The organism is Leisingera sp. F5 (assembly GCF_001593695.1).
Map to the genome: position 1 here is coordinate 109118 of NZ_LUKH01000014.1, position 24060 is coordinate 133177.

Annotated in this window: 20 protein-coding genes; 12 read left to right on the forward strand and 8 right to left on the reverse strand. The window is 63.4% G+C overall.

What is annotated here, in order from left to right:
• Positions 1-180: 180 nt before the first annotated feature.
• The 3 genes from pepN (at position 181) to A2I95_RS12080 (ending at position 4643) form a co-directional block, all read left to right on the forward strand.
• Positions 181-2733 carry an aminopeptidase N gene (gene pepN / locus A2I95_RS12070; RefSeq protein ID WP_291729998.1) on the forward strand — a complete coding sequence of 851 codons (2553 nt, stop codon included), beginning with the start codon at positions 181-183 and terminating at the stop codon, positions 2731-2733.
• Complete coding sequence (locus A2I95_RS12075) at positions 2726-3184, forward strand: hypothetical protein (protein ID WP_291729999.1); 459 nt, start codon at positions 2726-2728, stop codon at positions 3182-3184. The genes pepN and A2I95_RS12075 overlap by 8 nt, the downstream gene beginning before the upstream one ends.
• A gap of 160 nt (positions 3185-3344) precedes the next feature.
• Positions 3345-4643 (forward strand): hypothetical protein, encoded by a 1299-nt coding sequence (locus A2I95_RS12080; protein WP_291730000.1) that lies wholly within the window; start codon positions 3345-3347, stop codon positions 4641-4643.
• Positions 4644-4687: 44 nt separating this feature from the next.
• On the opposite strand, the gene A2I95_RS12085 is transcribed toward A2I95_RS12080, so the two are convergent.
• Together A2I95_RS12085 and A2I95_RS12090 are read right to left on the reverse strand one after the other, a co-directional pair.
• Entirely contained in the window at positions 4688-7033 is a 2346-nt protein-coding gene (locus A2I95_RS12085; protein WP_291730001.1) for a Tex family protein, read from the reverse strand.
• Positions 7034-7131: 98 nt separating this feature from the next.
• The gene (locus tag A2I95_RS12090) at positions 7132-7464 is read right to left on the reverse strand and encodes a helix-turn-helix domain-containing protein (protein WP_291730002.1); all 333 of its coding nucleotides are present in this window, start codon (positions 7462-7464) and stop codon (positions 7132-7134) included.
• Between the two features lie 103 nt (positions 7465-7567).
• On the opposite strand from A2I95_RS12090, the gene A2I95_RS12095 reads away from it, so the two are divergent.
• Positions 7568-8302 (forward strand): hypothetical protein, encoded by a 735-nt coding sequence (locus A2I95_RS12095; protein ID WP_291730003.1) that lies wholly within the window; start codon positions 7568-7570, stop codon positions 8300-8302.
• 190 nt (positions 8303-8492) lie between these two features.
• A complete protein-coding gene (gene gatB / locus A2I95_RS12100; protein ID WP_291730004.1) occupies positions 8493-10004 on the forward strand; it encodes an Asp-tRNA(Asn)/Glu-tRNA(Gln) amidotransferase subunit GatB in 1512 nt (503 codons plus the stop codon).
• A 234-nt stretch (positions 10005-10238) separates the two neighbouring features.
• Here gatB and A2I95_RS12105 read toward each other — a convergent pair whose 3' ends face one another.
• Entirely contained in the window at positions 10239-11069 is an 831-nt protein-coding gene (locus tag A2I95_RS12105; RefSeq protein ID WP_291730005.1) for an isocitrate lyase/phosphoenolpyruvate mutase family protein, read from the reverse strand.
• 187 nt (positions 11070-11256) lie between these two features.
• Between A2I95_RS12105 and A2I95_RS12110 the strand changes: the two genes are divergently transcribed.
• Positions 11257-11754 (forward strand): DUF4177 domain-containing protein, encoded by a 498-nt coding sequence (locus A2I95_RS12110; RefSeq protein WP_291730006.1) that lies wholly within the window; start codon positions 11257-11259, stop codon positions 11752-11754.
• A 19-nt stretch (positions 11755-11773) separates the two neighbouring features.
• Here A2I95_RS12110 and A2I95_RS12115 read toward each other — a convergent pair whose 3' ends face one another.
• Positions 11774-12028 carry a BolA family transcriptional regulator gene (locus A2I95_RS12115; RefSeq protein ID WP_129371454.1) on the reverse strand — a complete coding sequence of 85 codons (255 nt, stop codon included), beginning with the start codon at positions 12026-12028 and terminating at the stop codon, positions 11774-11776.
• 108 nt (positions 12029-12136) lie between these two features.
• Between A2I95_RS12115 and A2I95_RS12120 the strand changes: the two genes are divergently transcribed.
• The 6 genes from A2I95_RS12120 to A2I95_RS12145 all read left to right on the forward strand — a co-directional run bounded on the left by A2I95_RS12120 (position 12137) and on the right by A2I95_RS12145 (position 19388).
• On the forward strand, positions 12137-12760 hold the full coding sequence (locus tag A2I95_RS12120) for a DnaJ domain-containing protein (protein WP_291730007.1): 624 nt from the start codon (positions 12137-12139) through the stop codon (positions 12758-12760).
• 259 nt (positions 12761-13019) lie between these two features.
• A complete protein-coding gene (locus tag A2I95_RS12125) occupies positions 13020-13388 on the forward strand; it encodes a BLUF domain-containing protein (protein WP_291730008.1) in 369 nt (122 codons plus the stop codon).
• A gap of 391 nt (positions 13389-13779) precedes the next feature.
• On the forward strand, positions 13780-14766 hold the full coding sequence (gene cobS / locus A2I95_RS12130; protein WP_291730009.1) for a cobaltochelatase subunit CobS: 987 nt from the start codon (positions 13780-13782) through the stop codon (positions 14764-14766).
• Between the two features lie 180 nt (positions 14767-14946).
• Positions 14947-16827, forward strand: a complete 1881-nt coding sequence (gene cobT, locus A2I95_RS12135; RefSeq protein WP_291730010.1) for a cobaltochelatase subunit CobT — start codon at positions 14947-14949, stop codon at positions 16825-16827.
• Positions 16828-17182: 355 nt separating this feature from the next.
• Complete coding sequence (locus tag A2I95_RS12140; RefSeq protein WP_291730011.1) at positions 17183-18973, forward strand: aminopeptidase P family protein; 1791 nt, start codon at positions 17183-17185, stop codon at positions 18971-18973.
• A 73-nt stretch (positions 18974-19046) separates the two neighbouring features.
• Entirely contained in the window at positions 19047-19388 is a 342-nt protein-coding gene (locus A2I95_RS12145; protein WP_291730012.1) for a DUF427 domain-containing protein, read from the forward strand.
• A 213-nt stretch (positions 19389-19601) separates the two neighbouring features.
• Here the strand turns inward: A2I95_RS12145 and A2I95_RS12150 are convergent, their stop codons facing one another.
• From A2I95_RS12150 to A2I95_RS12165, 4 genes are all read right to left on the reverse strand, one after another.
• Positions 19602-19793, reverse strand: coding sequence for a hypothetical protein (locus A2I95_RS12150; RefSeq protein WP_291730013.1), 192 nt, complete (start codon positions 19791-19793; stop codon positions 19602-19604).
• Positions 19794-20000: 207 nt separating this feature from the next.
• Positions 20001-21683, reverse strand: a complete 1683-nt coding sequence (locus tag A2I95_RS12155; RefSeq protein WP_291730014.1) for a chloride channel protein — start codon at positions 21681-21683, stop codon at positions 20001-20003.
• Between the two features lie 83 nt (positions 21684-21766).
• Entirely contained in the window at positions 21767-23416 is a 1650-nt protein-coding gene (gene recN / locus A2I95_RS12160) for a DNA repair protein RecN (RefSeq protein ID WP_291730015.1), read from the reverse strand.
• A 27-nt stretch (positions 23417-23443) separates the two neighbouring features.
• Positions 23444-24060, reverse strand: a 617-nt coding sequence (locus tag A2I95_RS12165) for an outer membrane protein assembly factor BamD (protein ID WP_291730016.1), incomplete at its 5' end; no start/stop codon positions are given.

Below are 24060 nucleotides of genomic sequence, written 5' to 3' on the forward strand. Positions count from 1 at the left end.
AACTAGGGCAGAAGTTTCCGATCAGCAACAAAACAGACCCCTTGTGAAACCGAACTCAATTTCTTGTTTTCCAAGAAAGTGCTGCGGATTTTTCCGGTTACTGCTGTCTGACGACCAATCCGCTTGCAGTCCCGCCTGCATCCACTACACCTGAAAAGAGCAGTGCAGAGGAGAGCGAGAATGGCCAAAGACACGCCCCAAACCTTCTACCTGAAAGACTACACACCCTTCGGGTATGACGTCGAAAGCGTCCATCTGACGTTCCGCCTGGCACCGGAAACCACCCGCGTTCTCAGCCGGATCCGCTTTGCCCCGAAGCCGGATGCGGCGGACAAGAGCTTCTTCCTGCATGGCGAGGAGCTGAAGCTGATCTCGGCCAGGATCGACGGTCAGGAGGTCACGCCTGAGGTGACCGGTAAAGGCCTCACCTGCGATGTGCCCAGCGCCCCCTTCACCTGGGAGGCTGAGGTGGAGATCAACCCGGCCGGCAATACCGCGCTGGAGGGGCTTTATATGTCCAACCGCATGTATTGCACCCAGTGCGAGGCCGAGGGCTTCCGCAAGATCACCTATTACCCCGACCGCCCCGACGTGATGTCGACTTTCACCGTGCGGATCGAGGGCGACGAGCCGGTGATGCTGTCCAACGGCAACCCCATGGGCCAGGGCGAGGGCTGGGCCGAATGGCACGATCCCTGGCCGAAACCGGCCTATCTGTTCGCGCTGGTGGCGGGCGATCTGGTCAACTACCCCGGCTCTTTCACCACAAAGTCCGGCAAGGCAGTGGAGCTGAACATCTGGGTCCGCCCCGGCGACGAGAACAAATGCGCCTTTGGCATGGAAGCGCTGAAGAAGTCGATGAAATGGGACGAGGATGTCTATGGCCTCGAATACGACCTGGAGCTGTTCAACATCGTTGCCGTCGACGACTTCAACATGGGCGCGATGGAGAACAAGGGGCTGAACATTTTCAACTCTTCCTGCGTTCTGGCCTCGCCGGAGACCTCCACAGATGCAAATTTCGAACGTATTGAAGCCATCATCGCGCATGAGTATTTTCACAACTGGACCGGGAACCGCATCACTTGCCGCGACTGGTTCCAGCTCTGCCTCAAGGAAGGGCTGACCGTTTTTCGCGACGCACAGTTCACTTCTGATATGCGCTCTGAGCCGGTGAAGCGGATAGACGACGTGATCACGCTCCGCGCCCGCCAGTTCCCCGAGGATGGCGGCCCCCTCGCCCATCCGCCGCGCCCGGAGGAGTTCCAGGAGATCAACAACTTCTACACCGCCACCGTCTATGAAAAAGGCGCCGAGGTGATCGGCATGCTGAAACGGCTGGTGGGGGATGACAACTACTACCAGGCACTGAAGCTGTACTTTGAGCGCCACGACGGCCAGGCCTGCACCATCGAGGACTGGCTGAAGGTGTTCGAGGACGCAACGGGGCGTGACCTGCAGCAATTCAAACTGTGGTACAGCCAGGCGGGCACCCCGCGGGTGAAGGTCTCGGAAGGCTACGCTGACGGCACCTATACGCTGACGTTTGAGCAGTCGACACCGCCAACGCCGGGCCAGCCGGACAAGGCCCCTCGGGTGATTCCGATGGCGGTTGGCCTGTTGTCGCCCAACGGTGATGAGGTCCGCAGCACGCAAGTGCTTGAGCTGACCGAGGCCAAACAAAGCTTCACCTTTGACGGGCTTGCCGCCAAACCGGTGCCGTCGATCCTGCGCGAATTCTCCGCGCCGGTGATCCTGGAGCGCGAGACCAGCAACGCCGAGCGCGCCTTTCTCTTGGCCCATGACACAGATCCGTTCAACCGCTGGGAAGCGGGCAATGCGCTGGCCAAAGAGGTCCGCGTCGCCATGGTGCTGGATGGCGCCGCGCCCGATGGCGCCTATCTGGACGCGCTGGAAAAACTGGTGCGCGACGATGCGCAGGACCCGGCCTTCCGCGCATTGGCGCTGTCGCCGCCCAGCCAGGCCGACATCGCCCAGACCCTGCATGAGCGCGGCTTCACCCCCGACCCGCAGAAAATCTACGACGCGGCGGAGACCTTTACCCAGACGCTGGCGCAGCAACTGGAAACCAGCCTGCCCCGGCTTTATGCCGCCACCACGGTCGAAGGCGCTTACAGCCCCGGTGCCGAAAGTGCCGGCAAACGCGCCCTGAACGGCCGCATCCTGTCGCTGGTGACCCGGCTCGACGGCGGCGAGCAAGCCGCGCGCCAGTACGCCGCCGCTGACAACATGACTCAGCAATACGCCGCCCTCGCCGCGCTGATGAAGGCCGAGAATGGTGATGCGCAAAGCCAGGCCTTCTTCGATCAATGGCAGGACGACCGGCTGGTGATGGACAAGTGGTTTGCCCTGCAGATTGCCTGCGCCGCGCCGGAGAATACGTCCGCTGTGGCGGCAGCCCTCACCAAGCACGCGCTGTTCGATATGAAGAACCCTAACCGTTTCCGTGCGGTTATGGGCGCACTGGCGGGCAATCACGCGGGCTTCCACCATGCCGGCGGTGAAGGCTATCAGCTGCTGGCCGAGAACCTCATTGCGCTGGACAAGCTGAACCCCCAGACCACCGCCCGCATGTGCGCCGCCTTCCAGACCTGGAAGCGCTATGATGCCGGCCGCCAATCGCTGATCCGCGCCCAGCTTACACGGATTGCCGGCACTGCGGGCCTCAGCCGCGACACCAATGAAATGGTCACCCGGATCCTGGATGCCTGAAACGCCTGATACACCAGCCCCAGCGGAGGACTACAGCTTCTCCCGCCGGGGCCGCTCCCCCGCGGCCATTCTGGCAACGGGCGGCTGGCTGGCGGCGCTTGTGGTGCTGTGGCTGGTGCTGGATGCCGCCCTGTGGCTGGTGGTCCTGCTCACCCTGCCAGTCCTGCCCGCCATTGCAGACCTGATCCGCAACCCCCTGTCCGGACTGAATATTTCCCAGAACCGGATCGAGTGGTTCACCGGAAAACTGACAGGCAAGGCAGAGCTGGATGAGATTGACCGGGTGCGGTTTGATACCCGCTGGGATTTCTCGGTGCGGGCAACGCTGATCCTGCGCAGCGGCAAACGCATCCGCCTGCCGCAAGAGGCCACCCCGCCGCACGCCGAAGCGGACGCCGAATTCCAGGCCCGCAGCATCAGGACCGAACGCCATCATTTCACTGCGTTTTGACGGCCTCGGCCTTGAACTTGCGCATCAGCTGCCAAACCCGCCGCCGCCCCCTGCGATTGTTCCCATTGAGGCGTTAACTTCCCCAGTGCCGCCATCTTTGCGCCCCAATGCCTGACGACATTGTGAGCAACGATAAGCTGCCACTCATCAGGAAGCGCAAATGCTCACAACCTCTCGACAGGCACGGGATCTCCTGTCCCGCATTTCAGGTCTGGTTTCCGACCGCTCCAAGCCTGCCGCCACTCTTGTTCCTGTTCCTGTTCCTGTTTCGCCCCCAGCCCCGGCAGGGGAACTGCTGAACCGCCGCCTGGAAGACAGCCTGTCGATCCCGGTCCGCAGCGAACAGGGCGATCCGGATTGCATCCAGGCCCAGGACCGCGGCCAGTTTCTGGCCCGCCAGGAGCGCTGGGACGAACTGTCCCGGCAAATCCGTGAAGCGGATCAAACCCGCGCCGCTGCTCGCTGCGGGCTGCCGCTGGCGGACCTCATCGCTTATGGTGCCAGGGCGGATGTTGTAAACGCAACCGAACATGCGCTGACAGAAGACCAGGATGCCTGCAGCCGCACATTGATCCGCGGCCTGATGGCTTTTGAGGCGTTGCGGGCTGAGAACCGCCATGACCCCTATCTGACAGCGCTGGTCGCCCTTGCCCATATCGACATCGGCTGGGCCTGGCGCGGGGCTGAGGGACACAATGCAGCGCCGCAGGCGAACCAGCGCCGCTGCGCCGCCCACTTCGACCGCGCTGCGGCCTTGCTGGATCCAATTGCAGACGAATGCCAGGACAGCCCATTCCTGAAAGCCGCACATTGCGCGCTGTTTGCCGGCCGCACTGCCGGGGCGCTGCGGGTGGCGGATGAGATTGGCGTCCTGATTGATCTTGCTCCCGGCAACCACCGCCACATGCGCACACTCGGCACCCACATGCTGCCGCGCTGGTCCGGATCCTATGCAGCCCTTGAACTGGAGGCCCGCCGCACCGCGGCGCGCACAGCAGAAACCTGGGGGGCCGGCGGCTATACCTGGGTTTACTTCGATACCATTGCCATCGACGATCAGGCCTGCACCCGTGTTGACACCCGGTTCTTCATCGACGGGTTGAAGGATATCGTCAAAGCCAACCCTTCGCAGGAGATGATCAACCTGCTGGCCGCCTATTGCACGGTTTCCCTGCGCAAGGGCCTGGGGCAGTCTCTGCAAACCGACCTGCCGCGGCTGAAGATCGCCGAGGCTGCAAACTGGCTGATCCGCGATCACCTGACAGAACTGCACCCTCTGGTCTGGGCGCATGCCGCCGAAGGCTTTGACAACAGCGCCCGCATCCGCTCTGTCAGCCGCTTTGCTGCCCGCGGCCATGCCGGCGCACTAGCTGCCATCGCCGGTCAATTCCGCGAAGAGATCGAAGGCGGGCAAAAAATCGCCTTCACCGACCGGGGCCTGCAATTCAGCCCCGCATAACCTGCCGGTTCAAAAGAGAAAAACGGGACTAAGGCTCCGCTGCCCTAGTTCTTCTTAAAGGCATCCATCAGCGCCGCTCCCAGCGCGCCAGTGCCTTGATCATTGCCCTGCTTGCCCTTGGGGCTGGCAGAAGTCTTGCCTTTACCAGCCGCAGGTTTGCCGCCCCGCCGCGGCCCCGCGCCCTTGGCCGGACCGCGCGCGTTGCGGTCTTCCTTGGCCGAAGCACCGCCATCCTTGCGCATGGTCAAGCCAATCCGCTTGCGCGGGACATCCACCTCGGTCACCGTCACCTTGACCACCTGACCGGTTTTCACCACCTCATGCGGGTCCTTCACAAACCGGTCGGCCAGCTGGCTGACATGCACCAGCCCGTCCTGATGCACGCCGATATCCACAAAAGCGCCAAAGGCCGCCACGTTTGTAACGGTGCCTTCCAGCACCATGCCCGGTTTCAGATCGGTGATCTGCTCCACCCCGTCCTTGAACGATGCCGTCACAAAGGACGGGCGCGGGTCGCGGCCCGGCTTCTCCAGCTCCTGCAGAATGTCCAGCACGGTGGGCAGGCCAAAACTGTCGCTGACAAAATCTTCAGCCCGCAGCCCTTTGAGGGCGTTTTCATCGCCCATGATCTGCCGGATATCGCGCCCGCAGGCCGCCACGATCTTGCGTGCCACGTCATAGGCCTCAGGATGGACCGAGGACGCATCCAGCGGCTCCTTGCCATCACGGATGCGCAGAAAGCCTGCGCATTGCTCAAACGCCTTGGGGCCCAGCCGTGCCACCTTCAGCAACTCCTTGCGGGACATAAACGCGCCATTCACATCGCGGTGCGCCACAATCGCCTCTGCCAAGCCGGGGCCAAGACCCGAGACATGCGCCAGCAGCGGCGCCGAAGCCATATTGAGATCCACCCCCACGCCGTTCACCACATCCTCGATCACCGCCTCCAGCGATTTCGAGAGTTTGTGCTGGTCCACATCGTGCTGGTATTGGCCCACTCCTATGCTTTTGGGTTCGATCTTCACCAGTTCCGCCAGCGGATCCTGCAGGCGCCGGGCAATCGACACCGCTCCGCGCAAACTCACATCCAGATCCGGAAACTCCCGCGCGGCCAGCTCGGATGCCGAATAAACCGAGGCCCCTGCCTCACTCACCACCACCTTGGTCGGCGCTTTTACCTTGGCGGGCAGATGGTTCAGCACCTCCGCCACCATCCGCTCAGTCTCGCGGCTGGCAGTGCCGTTGCCGATGGCGATCAGCTCGACGCCATGTTCGGCGATCAGTTTGACGATGGACACCTGCGCGCCGCGCAGATCGTTCTTCGGCTGGAATGGATACAGGGTCTCGGTGGCCACCAGTTTCCCGGTTGCATCAACCACTGCCGCCTTGACGCCGGTGCGGATGCCCGGGTCCAGCCCGAGGGTCGGCCGCGCACCGGCTGGCGCTGCAAACAGCAGGTCCTTCAAGTTACGCGCAAAAACCTGAATTGCGTCCTCCTGCGCTCGCCCCCGCAGATCGCCCATCAGTTCCAGCATCATCGACAGGCTCAGCTTCACCCGCCAGGTCCAGCCCGCCACCTTGCGCAGCCATACATCGCCCGGCCCGTTGCCGCCCGCGCCCAGTTCCGCCGCAACTATCGCCTCGGCCCGCGCAGCACCTTCCTCCGGCTCCGGTCCCGCGTCCAGCGTCAGCACGCCTTCGTTCGACCCGCGCAGCATCGCCAGCGCCCGGTGCGAGGGCACATCCGCCCAGCGCTCGGTATGGGCGAAGTAGTCGGAGAACTTGGCGCCTTCCTGTTCCTTGCCCACGATCACCTTGGCAGTCAGCACCGCCTCCCGCTGCATAAACTCCCGCAGCCGTCCCAGCAGCTGCGCATTCTCGCACAACCGCTCGGTCAGAATGTCCCGCGCCCCGTTCAGCGCGTCCTTCACCGTTGCGACCGCCTCGGTCACATACCCATTGGCCAGTTTCTCGGGATCCGCGCTGCGGTCGCCCAGAATGGCGTCGGTCAGCGGCTCCAGTCCGTTTTCCTTTGCAATCATCGCCTTGGTGCGCCGCTTGGGCTTGTAAGGCAGATAGATGTCCTCCAGCTGCGCCTTGGTCTCCGCCTTGGCAATCGAGGCGGCAAGATCATCGGTCAGTTTTTCCTGCCCCTGGATCGAGTCAAGGATAGCAGCCCGGCGCTTCTCCAGCTCGCGCAGGTATTCCAGCCGTTCCGCCAGGGTGCGCAGCTGAGTATCATCCAGCCCCCCCGTCGCCTCCTTGCGGTAGCGTGCGACAAAGGGAACCGTTGCGCCCTCATCCAAGAGTCCGACAGCGGCGGTCACCTGTTTGGGTGCGGCACTGATTTCTGCGGCGATAGTCTGGGCGATACGGGCGGATGTGTCCAATGCGGCCTCCTGTTGGTCTGCTCGGATTGCCAGTTCTAGCCGCCCGTCCGCGCCGCGCCAAGAGGACAATGCGCAACTGGCAGCTGGTTGCCGCCCCCTTAGGGTCCGTCCGGCAGATCCTGCGTGTGCGCTTCCCCCCAGGCCCGGATCGCAGTCATGACCGGCGCAAGCGCCTCTCCGCGCTCAGTCAGGTGGTATTCCCACCTCGGCGGGTTTTGCGAATAAGCCCGCCGTTCCAGCACACCGCTGTCTTCCAGCTTGCGCAACCGCCCGGACAACGTGTTCGGCGACACTTTCAGAATGTCCTGCAAGTCCTGGAACCTGCGCGCCCCCTCCAGAAAGAATTCACGCAGGATCAGCAGGGTCCACTGATCCCCCATCACATTCGAGGCCCGCATCACCGGGCAATTCTGGCGCGTTTCCTGGCTCATACAAGAAAATGTAAGGGGCTGGCTTGCAAATGTGAAGTCACTACATAATTTATAGTCACTTCAAGATTGGAACCCACCAAACCCGGACCACAGGAGCAAGGACATGTTCGAAACTTTCGCAACCGCCTACGTACAGGCCTTCGCCGTCATCCTTCCGGCCTTCGCTGTTGGAATCCTCAGCATCGGGGCTTGCAAATCCGGCCTCCCGCTCCGGCAATCGGCAACTGCGGTGGCTGTGGCGGCTGTCGCCCTGGGGCTCTGGCACCCATTGGTCGTCCTGCTTGCCAAAGCCGGGATCCTCATGCCGCCCCTGGCGGTAACCGATCCGCCGTATGCCCTCATGCCCCTGATCGGCGGAGCAGCCCTCCTGTGGGGTCTGGGCCGGCTGACAGTCACCGGCCGGGCGATTCTCGGCAGTTTGGGGCATGCCGAATTGATCAGCATTCAAAGCCTCCGGCTGATGGGCGGCGTGTTTCTTCTGGGCTGGCTGATGGGCGCCCTGCCCTGGCAATTCGCTCTGCCTGCGGGCATCGGAGACATTCTGGCCGGCATTGCTGCGATCCAGGCCATGCGCGCCCTGAACCGCGGCGATGCAAAGGCCGAGGATCTGGTGCGCCGCGCCAGCTATATCGGCCTGCTCGATTTTGCCATTGCCGTCAGCCTTGGCATCGCGACGTCCGCAGGCGCTTTGCAGTTCATGGCCTTCGATAACCCCAACATCATCAATGCCTACCCGCTTGCCTTGTTCCCGGAGTACTTTGTGCCGGTGTTCATCGCTTTCCAGCTGTTTTCTCTCGGCGCCCTGCGTCGCAACAGCCAACGGCTGGCCGCTGCCTGAGTGCTCCACGCGGCAGCTCTTCGGGGCTGCCGCCCTCTGCCGCTCGTTTCCGCAATTTGCTCCAACCGTCAGGCAGCCAACCCCATTTCCGGCTGCCTGCTGCTTTTCCCAGCCTTGCGGCTCTTGCCCCCCCTGCCGCACTGGCCTAGAACGCTTGCCAACCAAGGACATTCGGATACGGCGGAAAACCATGCTCGACCTGACATATGAACTCCCCAAGCCCAAGGTGATCGCGGGCGCCAAGCATGACTGGGAACTGGTCATCGGCATGGAGGTGCATGCCCAGGTCAGCTCCAAGTCCAAGCTGTTCTCCGGCGCCTCCACCAAATTCGGCGCCGAACCGAACTCCAACGTGGCTTTTGTGGACGCAGCGATGCCTGGCATGCTGCCGGTGATCAACGAGTTCTGCGTTGAGCAGGCCGTGCGCACCGGGCTGGGGCTGAAGGCGGAGATCAACCTGTGGTCGGCCTTTGACCGCAAGAACTATTTCTATCCCGACCTGCCGCAGGGCTATCAGATCTCGCAGCTGTACCACCCCATCGTCGGCGAAGGCGAAGTGCTGGTGGAACTGGGCGACGGCACCGCGCGCAACGTGCGCGTGGAACGCATCCACATGGAGCAGGACGCGGGCAAGTCGATCCACGACATGGACCCCAACATGTCCTTTGTCGACCTGAACCGCACCGGCGTCTGCCTGATGGAGATCGTCTCCCGCCCCGACATCCGCGGGCCGGAGGAAGCGGCGGCCTATATCGCCAAGCTGCGCCAGATCATGCAGTATCTCGGCACCTGCGACGGCAACATGCAGAACGGCAACCTGCGCGCTGACGTGAACGTCTCTGTCTGCCTGCCCGGCCAGTACGAGAAGTACCAGGAAACCCAAGATTTCGGCCATCTCGGCACCCGCTGCGAGATCAAGAACATGAACTCCATGCGCTTCATCCAGCAGGCCATCGAGGTCGAGGCCCGCCGCCAGATTGCGATCATCGAAGCAGGCGGCAAGATCGACCAGGAAACCCGTCTGTATGACCCGGACAAGGGCGAAACCCGCTCCATGCGCTCCAAGGAAGAGGCGCATGACTACCGCTATTTCCCCGACCCCGACCTGCTGCCGCTGGAAATCGAACAGGCCTGGGTGGACGATATCGCCGCCAATCTGCCGGAGCTCCCCGACGAGAAAAAGGCGCGGTTCATCAAGGACTTTGGCCTGTCGGATTACGACGCCTCAGTGCTGACTACTGATGTGGAATCAGCTGCGTTCTTTGAAGAAACCGCCAAGGGCCGAAGCGGCAAGCTGGCCGCGAACTGGGTCATCAACGAGCTGTTCGGCCGTCTAAAAAAAGAAGACCACGCAATCACCGAGTCGCCGGTTTCTCCGGCGCAGCTGGGCGGCATCATCGACCTGATTTCATCGGACGCGATTTCCGGCAAGATTGCCAAGGACCTGTTCGAGATCGTCTACACCGAAGGCGGCGACCCGGCGCAGATCGTCGAGGAACGCGGCATGAAGCAGGTGACCGACACCGGTGCGATTGAGACCGCTCTGGACGAGATCATCGCCGCCAACCCGGCGCAGGTTGAAAAGGCCAAGGTGAACCCGAAACTGGCGGGCTGGTTTGTCGGCCAGGTGATGAAAGCCACCGGCGGCAAGGCCAACCCCGCTGCCGTGAACAAGCTGGTGGCACAGAAACTGGGCGGCTGATCCACCCCGGAAACCGGACACGGAAAGGGCGCCGCACGGGTGAAACCGGGGCGCCCTTTTTGCACCCTGCAGGAGGGTGACATGCGTGCACCCACCCCCTCCTGTGCACTCGGGGTGACAAATCACTGAGGGCCGCGACCTGTCTCGGGCGGATGCGAAAATAGATTCTTTGAGTCCTCTGCCCCTGCCGCCGGGCGCAGCACAGCCTGCAGCGGGTCCAGCACAGGGCCCGTATCAGGCTTGGCCCCTGCTCATCAAGCTGGCCAATTCGCCACCCGGATAAGCCTGTGCAGCATAGGCAAAGCTCCCCTCTTGCAGGATTTCCTCGCCTGCACGGCGCAACGCCCCCAAGGCCGCCCGCGCTAAGGAGCCCCCGGTGCTGATCCGCGTCACCCCGGCCGCAGACAGTTCTGCAACGTTCAGCACCTCCCCCTGAAGCCCCGCCACAACATTTACCGGCTTGTCCACTTCCGAGCACAGGGTCCGGACGGCGGCGAGGTCCGGCAGCCCCGGCGCATAGAGCACATCTGCCCCCGCCTCGGAAAAGGCCTGCAGACGGCGAATAGTATCCTTGAGGTCGGGCCGCCCCCAGAGAAAATTCTCAGCCCGCGCCGTCAGCAGAAAGGGACGTCCCCGGGCGGTTTCGGCGGCCGCGGCGATCCTGTCCGCCGCCTCGCTGATCTCATAGATCGGGCGCTCCGCCTCCCCTGTTGCATCTTCTATGGCGCCGCCGACGGCTCCGGCTGCCACCGCCCCGATAACGGTCTCGGCACAGTCCTGGGGCAAATGCCCAAATCCATTTTCCAGATCGGCGGACACCGGCAGCTCCGCCGCATTGACGATCTGCCCTGTATTCCGCAGGATTTCAGCGCGCGACAGCTCTGCAAATGAGTCTCGCTTGGCCACGGAAAATGCATACCCTGCACTGGTTGTCGCCAGCGCCTGAAACCCCATCGCGGCCAGTATCACCGCCGAACCCGCATCCCACGCATTGGGCATGACAAAGGTTTCACCCTGCTGGTGCAGCGCCCTGAACGTCTCAAATTTCTCGACCTGCGTCTGCATGGCGTTTCCTCCTGCGGTATCGTCAATCCGGTTCCCCTAGACTTCCCGCAATTGATGCGGCGCTCAAGCGGCAATTGTTCGCTCCGGGACGAAGCCTATGGCGGATGCCGGACCGCCGGCACAACCCGCGGCGGCTTGACCCGCCCCCCCTTTCCGCTAAACCTGCCCCCCAAGACAGGAGAGCCGCATGCCAGCCTTTGAGTACAAAGTTGTTCCCGCCCCCGCCAAGGGCACCAAGGCGAAGGGGGTAAAGACCCCTGAGGCCCGCTTTGCCAATTCAGTGGAGATCCAGCTTAATGAAATGGCCGCGGACGGCTGGGAGTTCCAGCGCGCAGAGCTGCTGCCGAGCGAGGAACGTTCCGGCCTGACAGGCTCCACCACTAACTGGCGCAATGTGATGGTGTTCCGGCGGCCCATTGCCGCGGACCAGGTGGCAGAACCGCCCGCGCCGGGCCGCAAGGAACCTGCAGCCCCCTCAGTCGAGTTCCGGCATTCCGAGCCGCAAGCCCCACCGCTCACGGCGACAGCCGGCGACCCGGAGGCGCCGCTGGAAGCCATACCGGTGCCAGGGCCGGGCGCCGCCAAGATGCAGTCCGATGACGGTGTCGAAGAACTCAGCCCGGTTGCAGGCATGACCGCAGCGCTGAAGAAACGCGCCGAACAGAAAGGCGACGGGGAGGACTGATCCTCCCGCGCCCTGGTGCCTAGACCCCGATATCCAACGCCAGCGCGTGAATGCGCGGCACGATGCCCCCCAGCGCCTTATGCACGGCGCGGTGCTGCGCCACCCGGTTCATCCCCTCAAAGGCTCCGGCGCGGATCATCACTGCAAAATGGCTTTCGCCCGAGCCATCGTCGCCGGCATGGCCTGCGTGTTTGTGGCTTTCGTTCACCACTTCCAATGCGCTGGGGGCAAAGGCCGCCTGCAGCGCTGCTTCCATCTCTTTCTTCACGTTCATTTTCCGCTCATCCCCATAATTTTTTCGGCGCGCCCCCTTCTATCTGGCGCCCCTTAGACTAAACTGCTGCCTCCGAGTCGAACAGATGCGTCTAGAAGGTGCGCCCCCATGAGCAAGTCCGATCCCTTTGGCTTTGATATGTCCATCCGCTCAGCCAAAAAGAAGAATCCGCGCGGACGCCGGGCCGCTACCGGCGCGTCCGAAACTTCCGTCCGTGTCTGCGACAAGGACGGGTGCGAGGAAGCCGGCAAGTTCCGTGCGCCCAAGGCGCCGGATGTGCTGGATGATTTCTACTGGTTCTGCCAGGAGCACGTGCGCGAATACAACAACGGCTGGAACTTCTTTGAAGGCACCACCGAAGCCGAACTGAACGCGCAGCAGTCCAAGGACAAGGTCTGGGAGCGCGAGACCAAGCCGATGGGCGATCCCGAGGCCCGCGCCTGGGCGCGGCTGGGCATCGAGGATCCGCATCAGGTGCTGGGCGGCAACGCAACCCAGAATCCCGGCCGCGCTGCCAAAACGGGCCGCCGCCTGCCCCCCACCGAGCGCCGCGCGATCGAGATCCTGGAGGCCAAGGACGACTGGTCCAAGGCCGACATCCGCAAGGCCTATAAGAAGCTGATCAAGGTGCTGCACCCCGACATCAACGGCGGCGATCGCAGCCAGGAAGAGCAGCTGCAAGAGGTCATGTGGGCCTGGGACCAGATCAAGGACAGCAAAAGCTTCAAATAAGCGGCCGGAACACGGATGCGCAAAGAGCGGCCAGAGGCCGCTCTTTTTTTATCGACGCCGGCCCCAGGCCACGGCCAGGCAAGCGCCAAGGGCCAGGCAGCTATCCTTTGGGTCAGGCGGCCGCGCTTTTGCGACCGCGGCGGCGGGGATTCTATCCTTCTGCAGGCAGGCGGAACGGGTAATTCTCGCATAAATTGAAGTTATCAGCACCGCCCAAGCCAGCAGCCTCCGCTGCACCCGCCCCAACAGGAGACAGCCAATGCACCGCCTCGCCCTCACCGCCCAGCTGACCGCCGGAACCAGCCACCAGCAGATCGCCAAATTCATCAGCCGGAACCGCCCGGCCTTCCGCGATGCCGGCGCCACCGGCATGATGATCCGCAGCGGAGAAGAGGTGCACTTCATCCTGGAAGGACCGGAAGCCGCCTTGCAGAACACCGTCAGCCAAGCCAAGTCCAGCCCGCTGTTCATGTCTGCCAAGGTTACCGGAGCGATGCCCATCCGCTCCCGCGCATTCGACAAGATCTGTCTGGCCTATGCCAGGGCCGAGCACCTCGCCAGCGCAAAGCGCCGCGAAGTCGCCATGCTGACCGGGCTGGCGTTCAACAGGCAGGCGCTTGCCGCCTGACGCCCTGCACCGGTCGGCCCGCGACCCCTGTCACGGGAAGTCGCCTCAGATCAGGCTGCTATGGGCGGTCTTTCGCCGAAACGTTAAGATAGACTTTTTATTTCTTTGACGTGTACTGCTACGACCGGCTACCCAAAGATGTGCCGGCTGCAGCCTACCCCCCCAAAGCTCAGCAAGAGCCGGCAAAACGCGCCCCCCGCTGCCCGGCTGGGGGCGCTGTGCGTAAGACAGGGTGCTGCCCGCCACTCCCGTCCGGCCCGTCCAGATCCGGAACAATCGCAACCTCAGCTGGTTTGCGGCGTTACTTTCCCTTGCCCTTGCCCGCCAGATCAGGCACCAATCCCGCGAATTGACCCCTGACAGCAGGGAAGAGGGATAAGGATCGACTGCGATGACCGACGGCTTTGTGGATATGGATGCGAAACCGACCGAAACGATTTCGGTCCGCGATGTGTTCGGGATCGACACCGACATGACGGTCAAGGGTTTTGCCGACGGCTCCGAGCGGGTGCCGGCAGTGGACCACACCTATAAATTCGATCCCGAAACCACGCTGGCCATCCTGGCAGGTTTCAGCCACAACCGCCGGGTGATGATCCAAGGTTATCACGGCACCGGCAAGTCGACCCATATCGAACAGGTCGCCGCGCGCCTCAACTGGCCCTCCGTGCGGGTGAACCTCGACAGCCACATCTCCCGGATCGACCTGATCGGCAAAGACGCAATCAAGCTGCGCGACGGTAAGCAGGTGACTGAGTTCCACGAAGGCATCCTGCCCTGGGCGCTGCGCAACCCGGTTGCCATCGTGTTCGACGAATACGATGCGGGCCGCGCCGACGTGATGTTTGTGATCCAGCGGGTTCTCGAACATGACGGCAAGCTGACCCTCTTGGACCAGAACGAGATCATTACCCCGAACCCGTTCTTCCGCCTGTTTGCGACTGCAAACACCGTTGGCCTTGGCGACACCACAGGCCTGTATCACGGTACCCAGCAGATCAACCAGGCCCAGATGGACCGCTGGTCTCTGGTCTCGACGCTGAACTACCTCAGCCATGATGCCGAGGCCGCGATCATCCTGTCCAAGGCGCCGCATTACAACACCGCCGAAGGCCGCAAGACTATCAGCCAGATGGTCACCGTTGCCGACCTTACCCGCACCGCCTTCATGAACGGCGACCTCAGCACTGTGATGTCGCCGCGGACCGTGATCAACTGGGCGCAGAACGTCGAGATCTTCCGCAACGTGGGCTATGCCTTCCGCCTGTCATTCCTGAACAAATGCGACGAGCTGGAGCGCCAGACCGTTGCCGAGTTCTACCAGCGCTGCTTTGACGAAGAGCTGCCGGAAAGCGCGGCCAGCGTGAGCTTGGGGTGACGCCTGTTTTTGTCATAGGATCCATTTGGCTCTTGCTTGACGCGATTTGGCTATTTGACAAAACTGGTTGGAAGAAGACTGCTCCGTCAGCCATGACGGGCAGTCAACACAGTCATTTGATACGGCCGCGATGGGAATGCTCCATTTTGTTCCTGACCGTGTCGATCTGGAGTGCGTTCAATGGCTAAGAAGCCCAACGACAATCCCGCCGATCCGTTCAAGAAAGCGCTGGCCGAAGCCACCAAGGTGATGGCCGATGACCCGGAGCTGTCGGTCAGCTACACCGTCGACCCGTCGGGGCTGTCGGGCGATTCCATGCGGCTGCCGCAGGTCTCCCGCCGGATGAGCCGCGAAGAGGTGCTGCTGGCCCGCGGCACCGCCGACGCGCTGGCGCTGCGCCACAAATTCCACGACGACGCCACCCACGCCAAATATACCCCGCAGGGCGAAATGGCCCGCGATCTCTATGAGGCGATGGAAACCGCCCGCTGCGAGGCGATGGGCGCGCGGCATATGCCCGGCACGGCCTCGAACATCGACGTGAAGATCCGCAACGAGTCGATCCGCCGCGGCTATGACCAGATGAAATCCTCTTCCGAGGCGCCGCTGGCGGCCTCGGCCGGCTATCTGATCCGCCATCTGGCCACCGGGCGCCCGCTGCCCGAAGGGGCCTCCAACATCATGGAACTGTGGCGCGGCTTCATCGAAGCCCAGGCGGGCGGCACGCTGGAAAACCTGGACGAAACCATTGCCGATCAGGCTGAATTTGCCAAACTGGCCCGGCAGGTGATCTCCGACCTCGGCTATGGCGACCAGCTGGGCGATGACCCGGATGAGCTGGACGACGACGCCAATGACGAAGCCGAGGACAACGCCGAAGAGCAGGACGATCCGGACAGCAGCGGCCAGGACGACTCCGAGGACGAACAGGCCGACGCCAGCCCCGAGCAATCCCAGGAACAGCAGCAGGACGAAAGCCAGGCCCAGGTCTCGATGGACGAGATGGCGGACGATGAGTTCGCCGAGGACACCGAGATGCCCGACGGCGAAGCACCGCTGGAACCGCCAGCCCCGCCGCCGGCGTCTGAAGCCGATCCGGACTACAAAGTGTTTCAGGACACCCATGACGAGGAAATCGCTGCCGAGGATCTGGCCGAACCTGCCGAATTGGAACGCCTGCGCGCCTATCTCGACCAGCAGCTGGAGCCGCTGAAGGGCGCCGTTTCCCGCCTGGCCAACAAGCTGCAGCGGCGCCTGCAGGCACAGCAGAACCGGTCGTGGGAGTTTGACCTGGAAGAAGGCACGCTGGATGCCGGCCGCCTGGCCCGTGTTGTCGCCAACCCGACGACCCCGCTCAGCTTCAAGCGCGAGAAGGACACTGAATTCCGCGACACCGTGGTGACGCTGCTGCTGGATAATTCCGGCTCGATGCGCGGCCGTCCGATCTCAATCGCGGCGATCTGCGCCGATGTGCTGGCCCGCACGCTGGAGCGCTGCAATGTGAAGGTCGAAGTCCTTGGCTTCACCACCCGAGCCTGGAAAGGCGGCCTGGCCCGCGAAGCCTGGCTGAACGACGGCCGCCCGCAGCAGCCCGGACGCCTGAATGATCTGCGCCACATTATCTACAAGGGCGCGGATGCGCCTATGCGCCGGACCCGCACCAACCTGGGCCTGATGATGAAAGAGGGACTGTTGAAGGAAAACATCGACGGCGAGGCGCTGGAATGGGCGCACCGGCGGATGACGGCCCGGCAGGAGGCGCGCAAGATCCTGATGGTGATCTCCGACGGGGCGCCGGTGGACGATTCGACACTCTCAGTGAACCCGGCGAACTACCTGGAGAAACACCTGCGCGATGTGATCGCCATGGTGGAGAAACGCAAACAGGTGGAACTGCTCGCCATCGGCATCGGCCATGACGTGACTCGCTATTACGAGCGTGCGGTGACAATCACCGATGTGGAGCAACTGGCCGGTGCCATGACCGAACAGCTGGCCGCCCTGTTCGACAGCGACCCGCGCGCCCGCGCCCGGGTGATGGGCATCAAACGCGCCGGCTGACGTCAGCCCTCTCTTTTCAGCCAAGAGCGCCCTCCCGCGTCTTTGGCCTGCATCCAGGATACTGTCCTCAGCCTTGGGCGTGGCCGCGCGCTGACGCGCGCGGCGGCACCGGATGCAGAGCATCCGGTGCCCGGCCCAACTGGCCGAAGGGCATTCCCAAATGCCCTGAGACCGGGCGGGAGCCCCCGCTGCTCTGTGCCGCAAGGTCTGCAGCAAACCCATGCCGTTGGGCTTGCCAGCAGCAGGGCGATTTGGGACAAGAAGAGGCGCGTGCGTTGGCCCGCGCCTTTCCTTTGCAGCGCCGCCGGAACAGTCCCGCTCCGCGCCGCCCCGCCCTCAATCAGGAGTGTTGCCCATGTATCAGACCTTCGATGTGACTGCCCGCCCGGAACAAGGCCCGCCACGGCTGGCGGCGTTGCGCAAGGAGCTGGCGGCGGAAGGATTGGACGGTTTCCTGGTGCCGCGTTCCGACGCGCATCAGGGCGAATATGTGGCACCGCATGATGAGCGCCTCGCCTGGCTCACCGGCTTCACCGGCTCAGCAGGCTTTTGCGCAGTGCTGCAAGAGAAGGCCGGCGTCTTCATCGACGGCCGCTACCGCACCCAGGTGAAGCGTCAGGTCGCCGCAGACTATACCCCCGTTCCCTGGCCCGAAGTGCAGCTAGCCGGCTGGTTGAAGCAACGGCTCCCCCAAGGCGGTAAAGTAGGGTTCGATCCCTGGCTGCATGCTGCGGGTCAGATTACTTCGCTCACCAAAGAGCTGAACGGCAGCGGCATCACCCTAGCGCAATGCGAGAATCTGGTGGACCGGATCTGGCAGGACCAGCCCGCACCGCCGATGCAGCCGGTTGCGGCGCACCCGCTGGATTACGCGGGCGAAAACACTGCAGACAAATGCGCGCGGCTGGCCAAAGACTTGCGCGATGCGGGCCAGGCGGCGGCGGTCATCACGCTGCCCGACAGCATCATGTGGCTGCTGAACATCCGCGGTGCCGATGTCGCCCGCAATCCGGTGGCGCATGGCTTTGCCATTCTGCACGACGACGCCCGGGTGGACCTGTTCATGGCGGCGGAAAAGCTGGCAGGCCTGCAGGATCACTTTGACAGCTCCGTCACCCTGCATTGTCCCGAGGACTTCCTGAAGGCTACTGCTGCGCTCAACGGCCCCGTCGCCGCAGACTCCGGCACCGTGCCGCAGATCGTGGCAGACGCGCTTGGCGACCGCATGATACCTGCGGGCGACCCCTGCGCCCTGCCCAAGGCGCGCAAAAACGCAGCCGAGATTGCAGGCAGCGCCGCGGCGCACTTGCGTGACGGGGCGGCAATTGCGGAGATGCTGGCCTGGCTCGACGCGCAGCCCCCCGGCACCATCACAGAAATTGAGGTGGTCAAGAAGCTGGAGAGCCTGCGCAGCGAAGACCCTGCCCTGCGCGACATCAGCTTTGAAACCATTGCCGGCACCGGTGAAAACGGCGCCGTCATGCACTACCGGGTGACCGAGGAAACCGACACCCGGCTGGAAGACGGCCACCTCTTGGTGCTGGACAGCGGCGGCCAGTATCTCGACGGCACCACCGACATCACCCGCACCATCGCCATCGGCACGCCCGGAGCCGAGGAACGCGACGCCTATACCCGCGTGCTGCAGGGCATGATCGCCATGTCCCGCCTGCGCTGGCCCAAGGGGCTGGCGGGCCGCGATATCGAATGCATCGGGCGGATGCCCCTGTGGCTGGCAGGCCAGGACTTCAACCACGGTCTCGGCCATGGTGTCGGCGCCTACCTCAGCGTGCATGAAGGCCCGCAGCGGCTGGCGCGCACCAGCCACGTGCCGCTGGAACCCGGCATGATCCTGTCAAATGAGCCCGGATACTACCGCGAGGGCGCCTTCGGGATCCGCATTGAAAACCTGCTGGTTGCCGAACAGGCTCCGCCCCTTGACAGCAGCGATCCGGAGCGCGACATGCTGTGCTGGCGCACGCTCACCTTTGCCCCCATTGACCGGCGGCTGGTGAACACCGCGATGCTGACGCCCGCCGAGAAAGACTGGCTCGACAGCTATCACCAGAAGGTTTCGGCAAAGATCAGACCGCAGCTCAGCCCCGCCGCAAAGGCGTGGCTTGATGCCGCAACCGCCCCCTTGTGACACTGAGGTGCTGCATAGGCTGCTACATAGACTGAACCAAAGACGACACGATCGAAGAGAATGGAAAACACGCATGACAAATATCCGTATCCGCAAGGCCGAAGGCACCTGGACCGTCCGCTCCGGCGGCGCCGTACTGGGCGAAAGCTCCAACGCACTGGAGCTGACGGAGGGCGATATGGATCCGGTCATCTATTTCCCGCGCGAAGACATCGCCATGGCGTTCCTGGACCGCACCAGCAAAACCACCCGCTGCCCGCACAAAGGCGACGCCAGCTATTTCTCGATCGCTAATAAGTCCTCGGTGACCGAAAACGCGGCCTGGAGCTATGAGGACCCGATTGAAGCAGCGGCAGCAATCAAGGGCTGCCTGGCTTTTGTGCTGAGCGACTCTGTTAAAGTCGAACAGGTCTAAGCCGGTTGTCCAGGTTGCGGGGCCGTTTTACAGCGCGCGCCGCAACCTGGCATTTGGGACCGCTTTTTACTGTGAAAGTCCGCCACCGGAGCCTGGCGACGGTGTTTTTCGTTTGCGATGAACCTTTTTCCGCCGCCTGATAGCGGTTGCAGCAGAAGCCAGCCCGGTTCCGCAGCGGGGCCCGGGCAGCTATGGTGTCACGAAGGCCGAGTCTTAGGTCAAAACCGCCCGGCTGAGATTCAGCCTGGCTTCCTCCAGCGCATCACCTGCGCCAAGGATGTCCGTTTCGCGGGCGCATTGGATCGCATAGTTGATCGCTGCTTCCAGCGCTGCCCGTTCATTTGCCCGCTCGTCTGCCTTGTTGTTCGCACCAGCCTCTTGCGGGCTGATTTCGAAATTGCGCATGATTTCCTACCGTTTGAGTAAGCTTAGCAATAATCCGCTTACAGTGTTGGGTCAGGCTCCGCTGCGGGGCAATGGGGATTTTAACTTAACCTTTACGTGTCACCAATTTCGCACAGATTCGGGGAGGGAATCGGGATTTTTCCCCGTAGCAGAGAGGGATGCACCGGGCGGGATGCGGTGATCAAGTGCTTCGCAGCCCGGTCCCGCCTATCTGTGTTCCTCCGCCGCGGTTGCAGCCAAGGCACGGTTGTAGGCCTTCAGCGCATCCACATGGTACAGCGCACCGATAATTTCTTCTGTGCCGCCCTCTTCCATCATCACCGGCAGATAGGCCGCCTCAGCCCGGTCGAACACCGGCATCGCGGCCTCCAGTGATGCGGAGGCCCGGATGCACAGTCCGTCCTCCACCAGCGGCTGGCAGTCTTCCAGACTGGCACAGCGGCTGTCGCCCATCGGGCGCATCACTGCGCCTGCGCGGATCAGCGCCAGCAGATAGGCCTGCGGCCCGGCGGCGCAATGAATGTTGCGCTTTTCCAGCTGGGTAAGGAAGAAGGAGCGGTCCACCAGCCGCGAGGCCAGTGCGGTGGACATCGACACCGACACCATCACCGCCAGACCGATCTGCCAGTCGCCTGTCAGCTCAAACACGATCAGCGTGGTGGAAATCGGCGCCCCCAGCACAGCGGCGGCAACAGCGCCCATACCGGCAAAGGCATATAGCGTGTGGGTGCCGGATACATCTGGCAGCACGGCCGTCGCGATCAGGCCAAAGGCCAGCCCGGTCAGCGCGCCGATCATCAGCGACGGGGAAAACACGCCGCCGCCCATGCGCCCGCCCATTGTGATGGCGACAGCCGCCGTTTTGACCGCGGCAAAGATCACCGCCTGCCCCAGCAGCAGCCCGCCGGTCAGAGCCAGCACCGTGGTTTCATAGCCGACGCCGATGATATGCGGATACCACACCGCAATGACGCCCAGCATCGCGCCAGAGACCGCAGGCCGCAGCCAGCGCGGCAGGTGCAAACGCTGCTGCACCGTATTGCCCACCTTTTCCGCAAAAAAGATTGACCGCATCAGCGCCACCGCCACCAGCCCGCAGATCAAGCCCAGGATCAAAAAGGCCGGCAGTTCCACATAGAACTGCAGCGCTCCGGGGGTGTTCAGGGTGAATTCGGTGACATCGCCGTATTCCAGCCGGTTGATTACCGTTCCGGCCACCGAAGCCACCACAATCGGCGCAAAGGCGTTGACGGAGAAATGCCGCAGCACCACCTCCATCGCAAACAGCGCGCCCGCAATCGGCGCGTTGAAACTGGCCGAAACGCCCGCCGCCACGGCGCAGCCCAGCAGGTCGCGCCCGGTGATGCCATCAGCGTTGATCCGGTTGCTGACCCAAGTGGCAATGACGCCTGCCATATGCACCACCGGCCCTTCCCGCCCGGTGGAGCCGCCGGTGGACAGCGTGATAAAAGACGCCAGCGCCGAGGCCAGCCCCTCCTTGTGTTCGACCCGTCCGTCGTGCAGTGCGGCGCCTTCGATCACATCCGCGACCGAGCGCACCCGCCCGTCCGGTGTGAAACGGTCCAAGATCAGTCCAACCACCAGCCCACCGCCAGCGGCAATGGCAACCAGCACATACCAGGGCAGCGCCTGCGCATGGGAATGCAGATAATCAAGGTCGGGCGCGCCATAAATCCAGGCCTGCAGCGCCGAGATCCCCTTGCGGAAAAACAGCGCGGCAAAGCCTGCGGCGACGCCGATCAGAAGCGCGATCAGCCAGAACTGGAACTGGCTGGGGCCGCGGTGGCGCAACACCCTCCAGATGTCCTTCAGGCCGGCCAGCCATTGCACAAAAACTGCGGAAAGCGATGAACGGATTTCTTCTACCATAACCTGTCAGCGGGTCTTTTCTTATCAATGGCCTATAACTGGCATACGCCGGTTAAAGAACCCTCACCCGCCTGTTCCGGCAGCTATCCGGCCAGCAATGCGCGGGCCGCGGCGCGGGCCTCTTCGGTGATGGTATCACCCGACACCATACGGGCAAGCTCATCCACCCGTTCAGTGTCGGCCAGCGGCACCACCTGCGACAGCGTCATGCCGTCCACCACCTGTTTGCGCACCTGCCAGTGATGACCGCCAAGCGCTGCCACCTGAGGCGAGTGGGTCACCACCAGCACCTGGCCGCTGCTGGCCAGGCTGCGCAGGCGCCGGCCCACGGCATCTGCCGTCGCGCCGCCGACACCGCGGTCGATCTCGTCGAAAATCAAAGTCTTGCTGGCATCCTCGCCGCGCAAACAGACCTTCAGCGCCAGCAAAAACCGGCTGAGTTCCCCGCCCGAGGCGATCTTGTTCAAAGCCCCTGCCGGGGCGCCCGGATTGGTGGCAACGGTAAAGGCCACCGTGTCGGTGCCCTCCGGACCCGGCGCGCAGCTGGAAATGCGGGTTTCAAACACCGCCCGTTCCATTTTCAGCGGCGCCAGTTCCGCCATCACCGCCTGATCAAGCGCCGCAGCGCTTTCCCGGCGGACCGCGCTCAGCTGTTCTGCAGCATGCGTATAGGCCGCCTCGGCGGCTTTCAAAGCGGCCTCCTGATCGGCCAGATCCTGATCACCAGCATCCAGAGCGGTCAGCTTGCCCCGCAGGGTTTCGGCATATCCCGCCAGCTCGTCCGCCTGCACATCGTGCTTGCGCGCCAGCCCGCGGATGGCGAAAAGCCGTTCTTCACAATCCTCCAGCTCGCCCGGATTGAACTCCAGATGCCCCAGCACCCGCTCCACCCCGTCCTGGGCATCGCCCAGCTCGATCATTGCGCGGCTCAGGGCAGCCAAAGGCTCCTCCAGCCCGGTGTCGCTCTCCTGGCCTGTAACACCTTCCAGCCAGCGCTGCGCTTCGCCCATGGCGCCTTCGGCGCCTTCGCTCAGCAGCGATTGGGCGCGGGATATGTCGCCGCGGATGCGCTCCGCCGCCTGCATCTGGCGGCGGCGGGTGTCCAGCGCCTCGTCCTCGCCCGGCTGCGGGCCCAGCTTGTCCAGCTCCCCCACCGCATGGCGCAGAAACTCTTCCTCGGCCCGCACCGCGTCCAATGCCGCCCGCGTGGCCTCCACCGTCTTGCGCGCCTTGGCCGCGCCGGTCCAGGCCGCCCGCACCGAGGCCAGCAGCCCCTGCACGCAGGCATATTGATCCAGCAACGCCATATGCCCGCGCGGGTTCAAAAGCCCGCGGTCGTCGTGCTGGCCATGCAGTTCCACCAGGGTTTCCGACAGCAACCGCAGCACTTCACCCGAGCAACGCCGGTCGTTGACCCAGGCGGTCTTGCGGCCCTCCGCCGTGTTCACCCGGCGCAGGATCAGCGTCTCGCCGCCCGGCAGCCCGGCCTCTTCCAGGATCGTATGCGCCGGATGGCCCTCGGCCAGGTCGAATTCGGCCAGAACTTCGCCCTGCGCGGCCCCCTGGCGCACCAGCTCGGCCCGCCCGCGCCAGCCCAGAACAAAGCCCAAGGAGTCGAGGAGAATGGATTTGCCCGCACCGGTTTCGCCGGTCAGCACATTCAGGCCGGGCTGAAAGTTCAGCTCCAGATGATCAATGATCAGGATATCGCGGATATCAAGCGCGCGCAGCATAGCCCCGCCTCCGTGCAGCAGCGGCCGTTACAGCCACTGCCCTTTGACCGTCTGACGGTAAATCTGGCTCAGCCAGTTGTTGCCGCGGTCCCGCAGTTTCAGCCCGTTTGCGGTCAGCAGCTTATAGCTGCTGTCATACCATTCGGTGGACTGGAAGTTATGGCCCAGAATGGCACCCGCTGTCTGCGCCTCGTTGGTCAGGCCCAGCGACAGATACCCCTCAACCAGCCGGTGCAGCGCTTCGGCTGTGTGGCTGGTGGTCTGGAAATCTTCAACAACCACCCGGAACCGGTTGATCGCGGAGGTATAATGACCCCGGCGCAGGTAATAGCGGCCGATCTCCATTTCCTTGCCCGCCAGATGGTCAAAGGCCAGGTCGAACTTGAGGATTGCAGAAGTGGCATATTCGCTGTCGGGATAGACCTCGATCACCGTGCGCAGCGCCTGCAGCGCCTGGAAGGTCAGGCCCTGGTCGCGGCCCACTTCGTCGATCTGGTCATAATAGCTCAGCGCCAGCAGATACTGGGCATAGGCCGCATCTTCATCCGCCGGGTAGAAGTCGATGAACCGCTGCGCAGCGGCGCGGCTGTTCTCGTAATCCTTGGTGCTGTGATAGGCAAAGGCCTGCATGATCACCGCCTGCT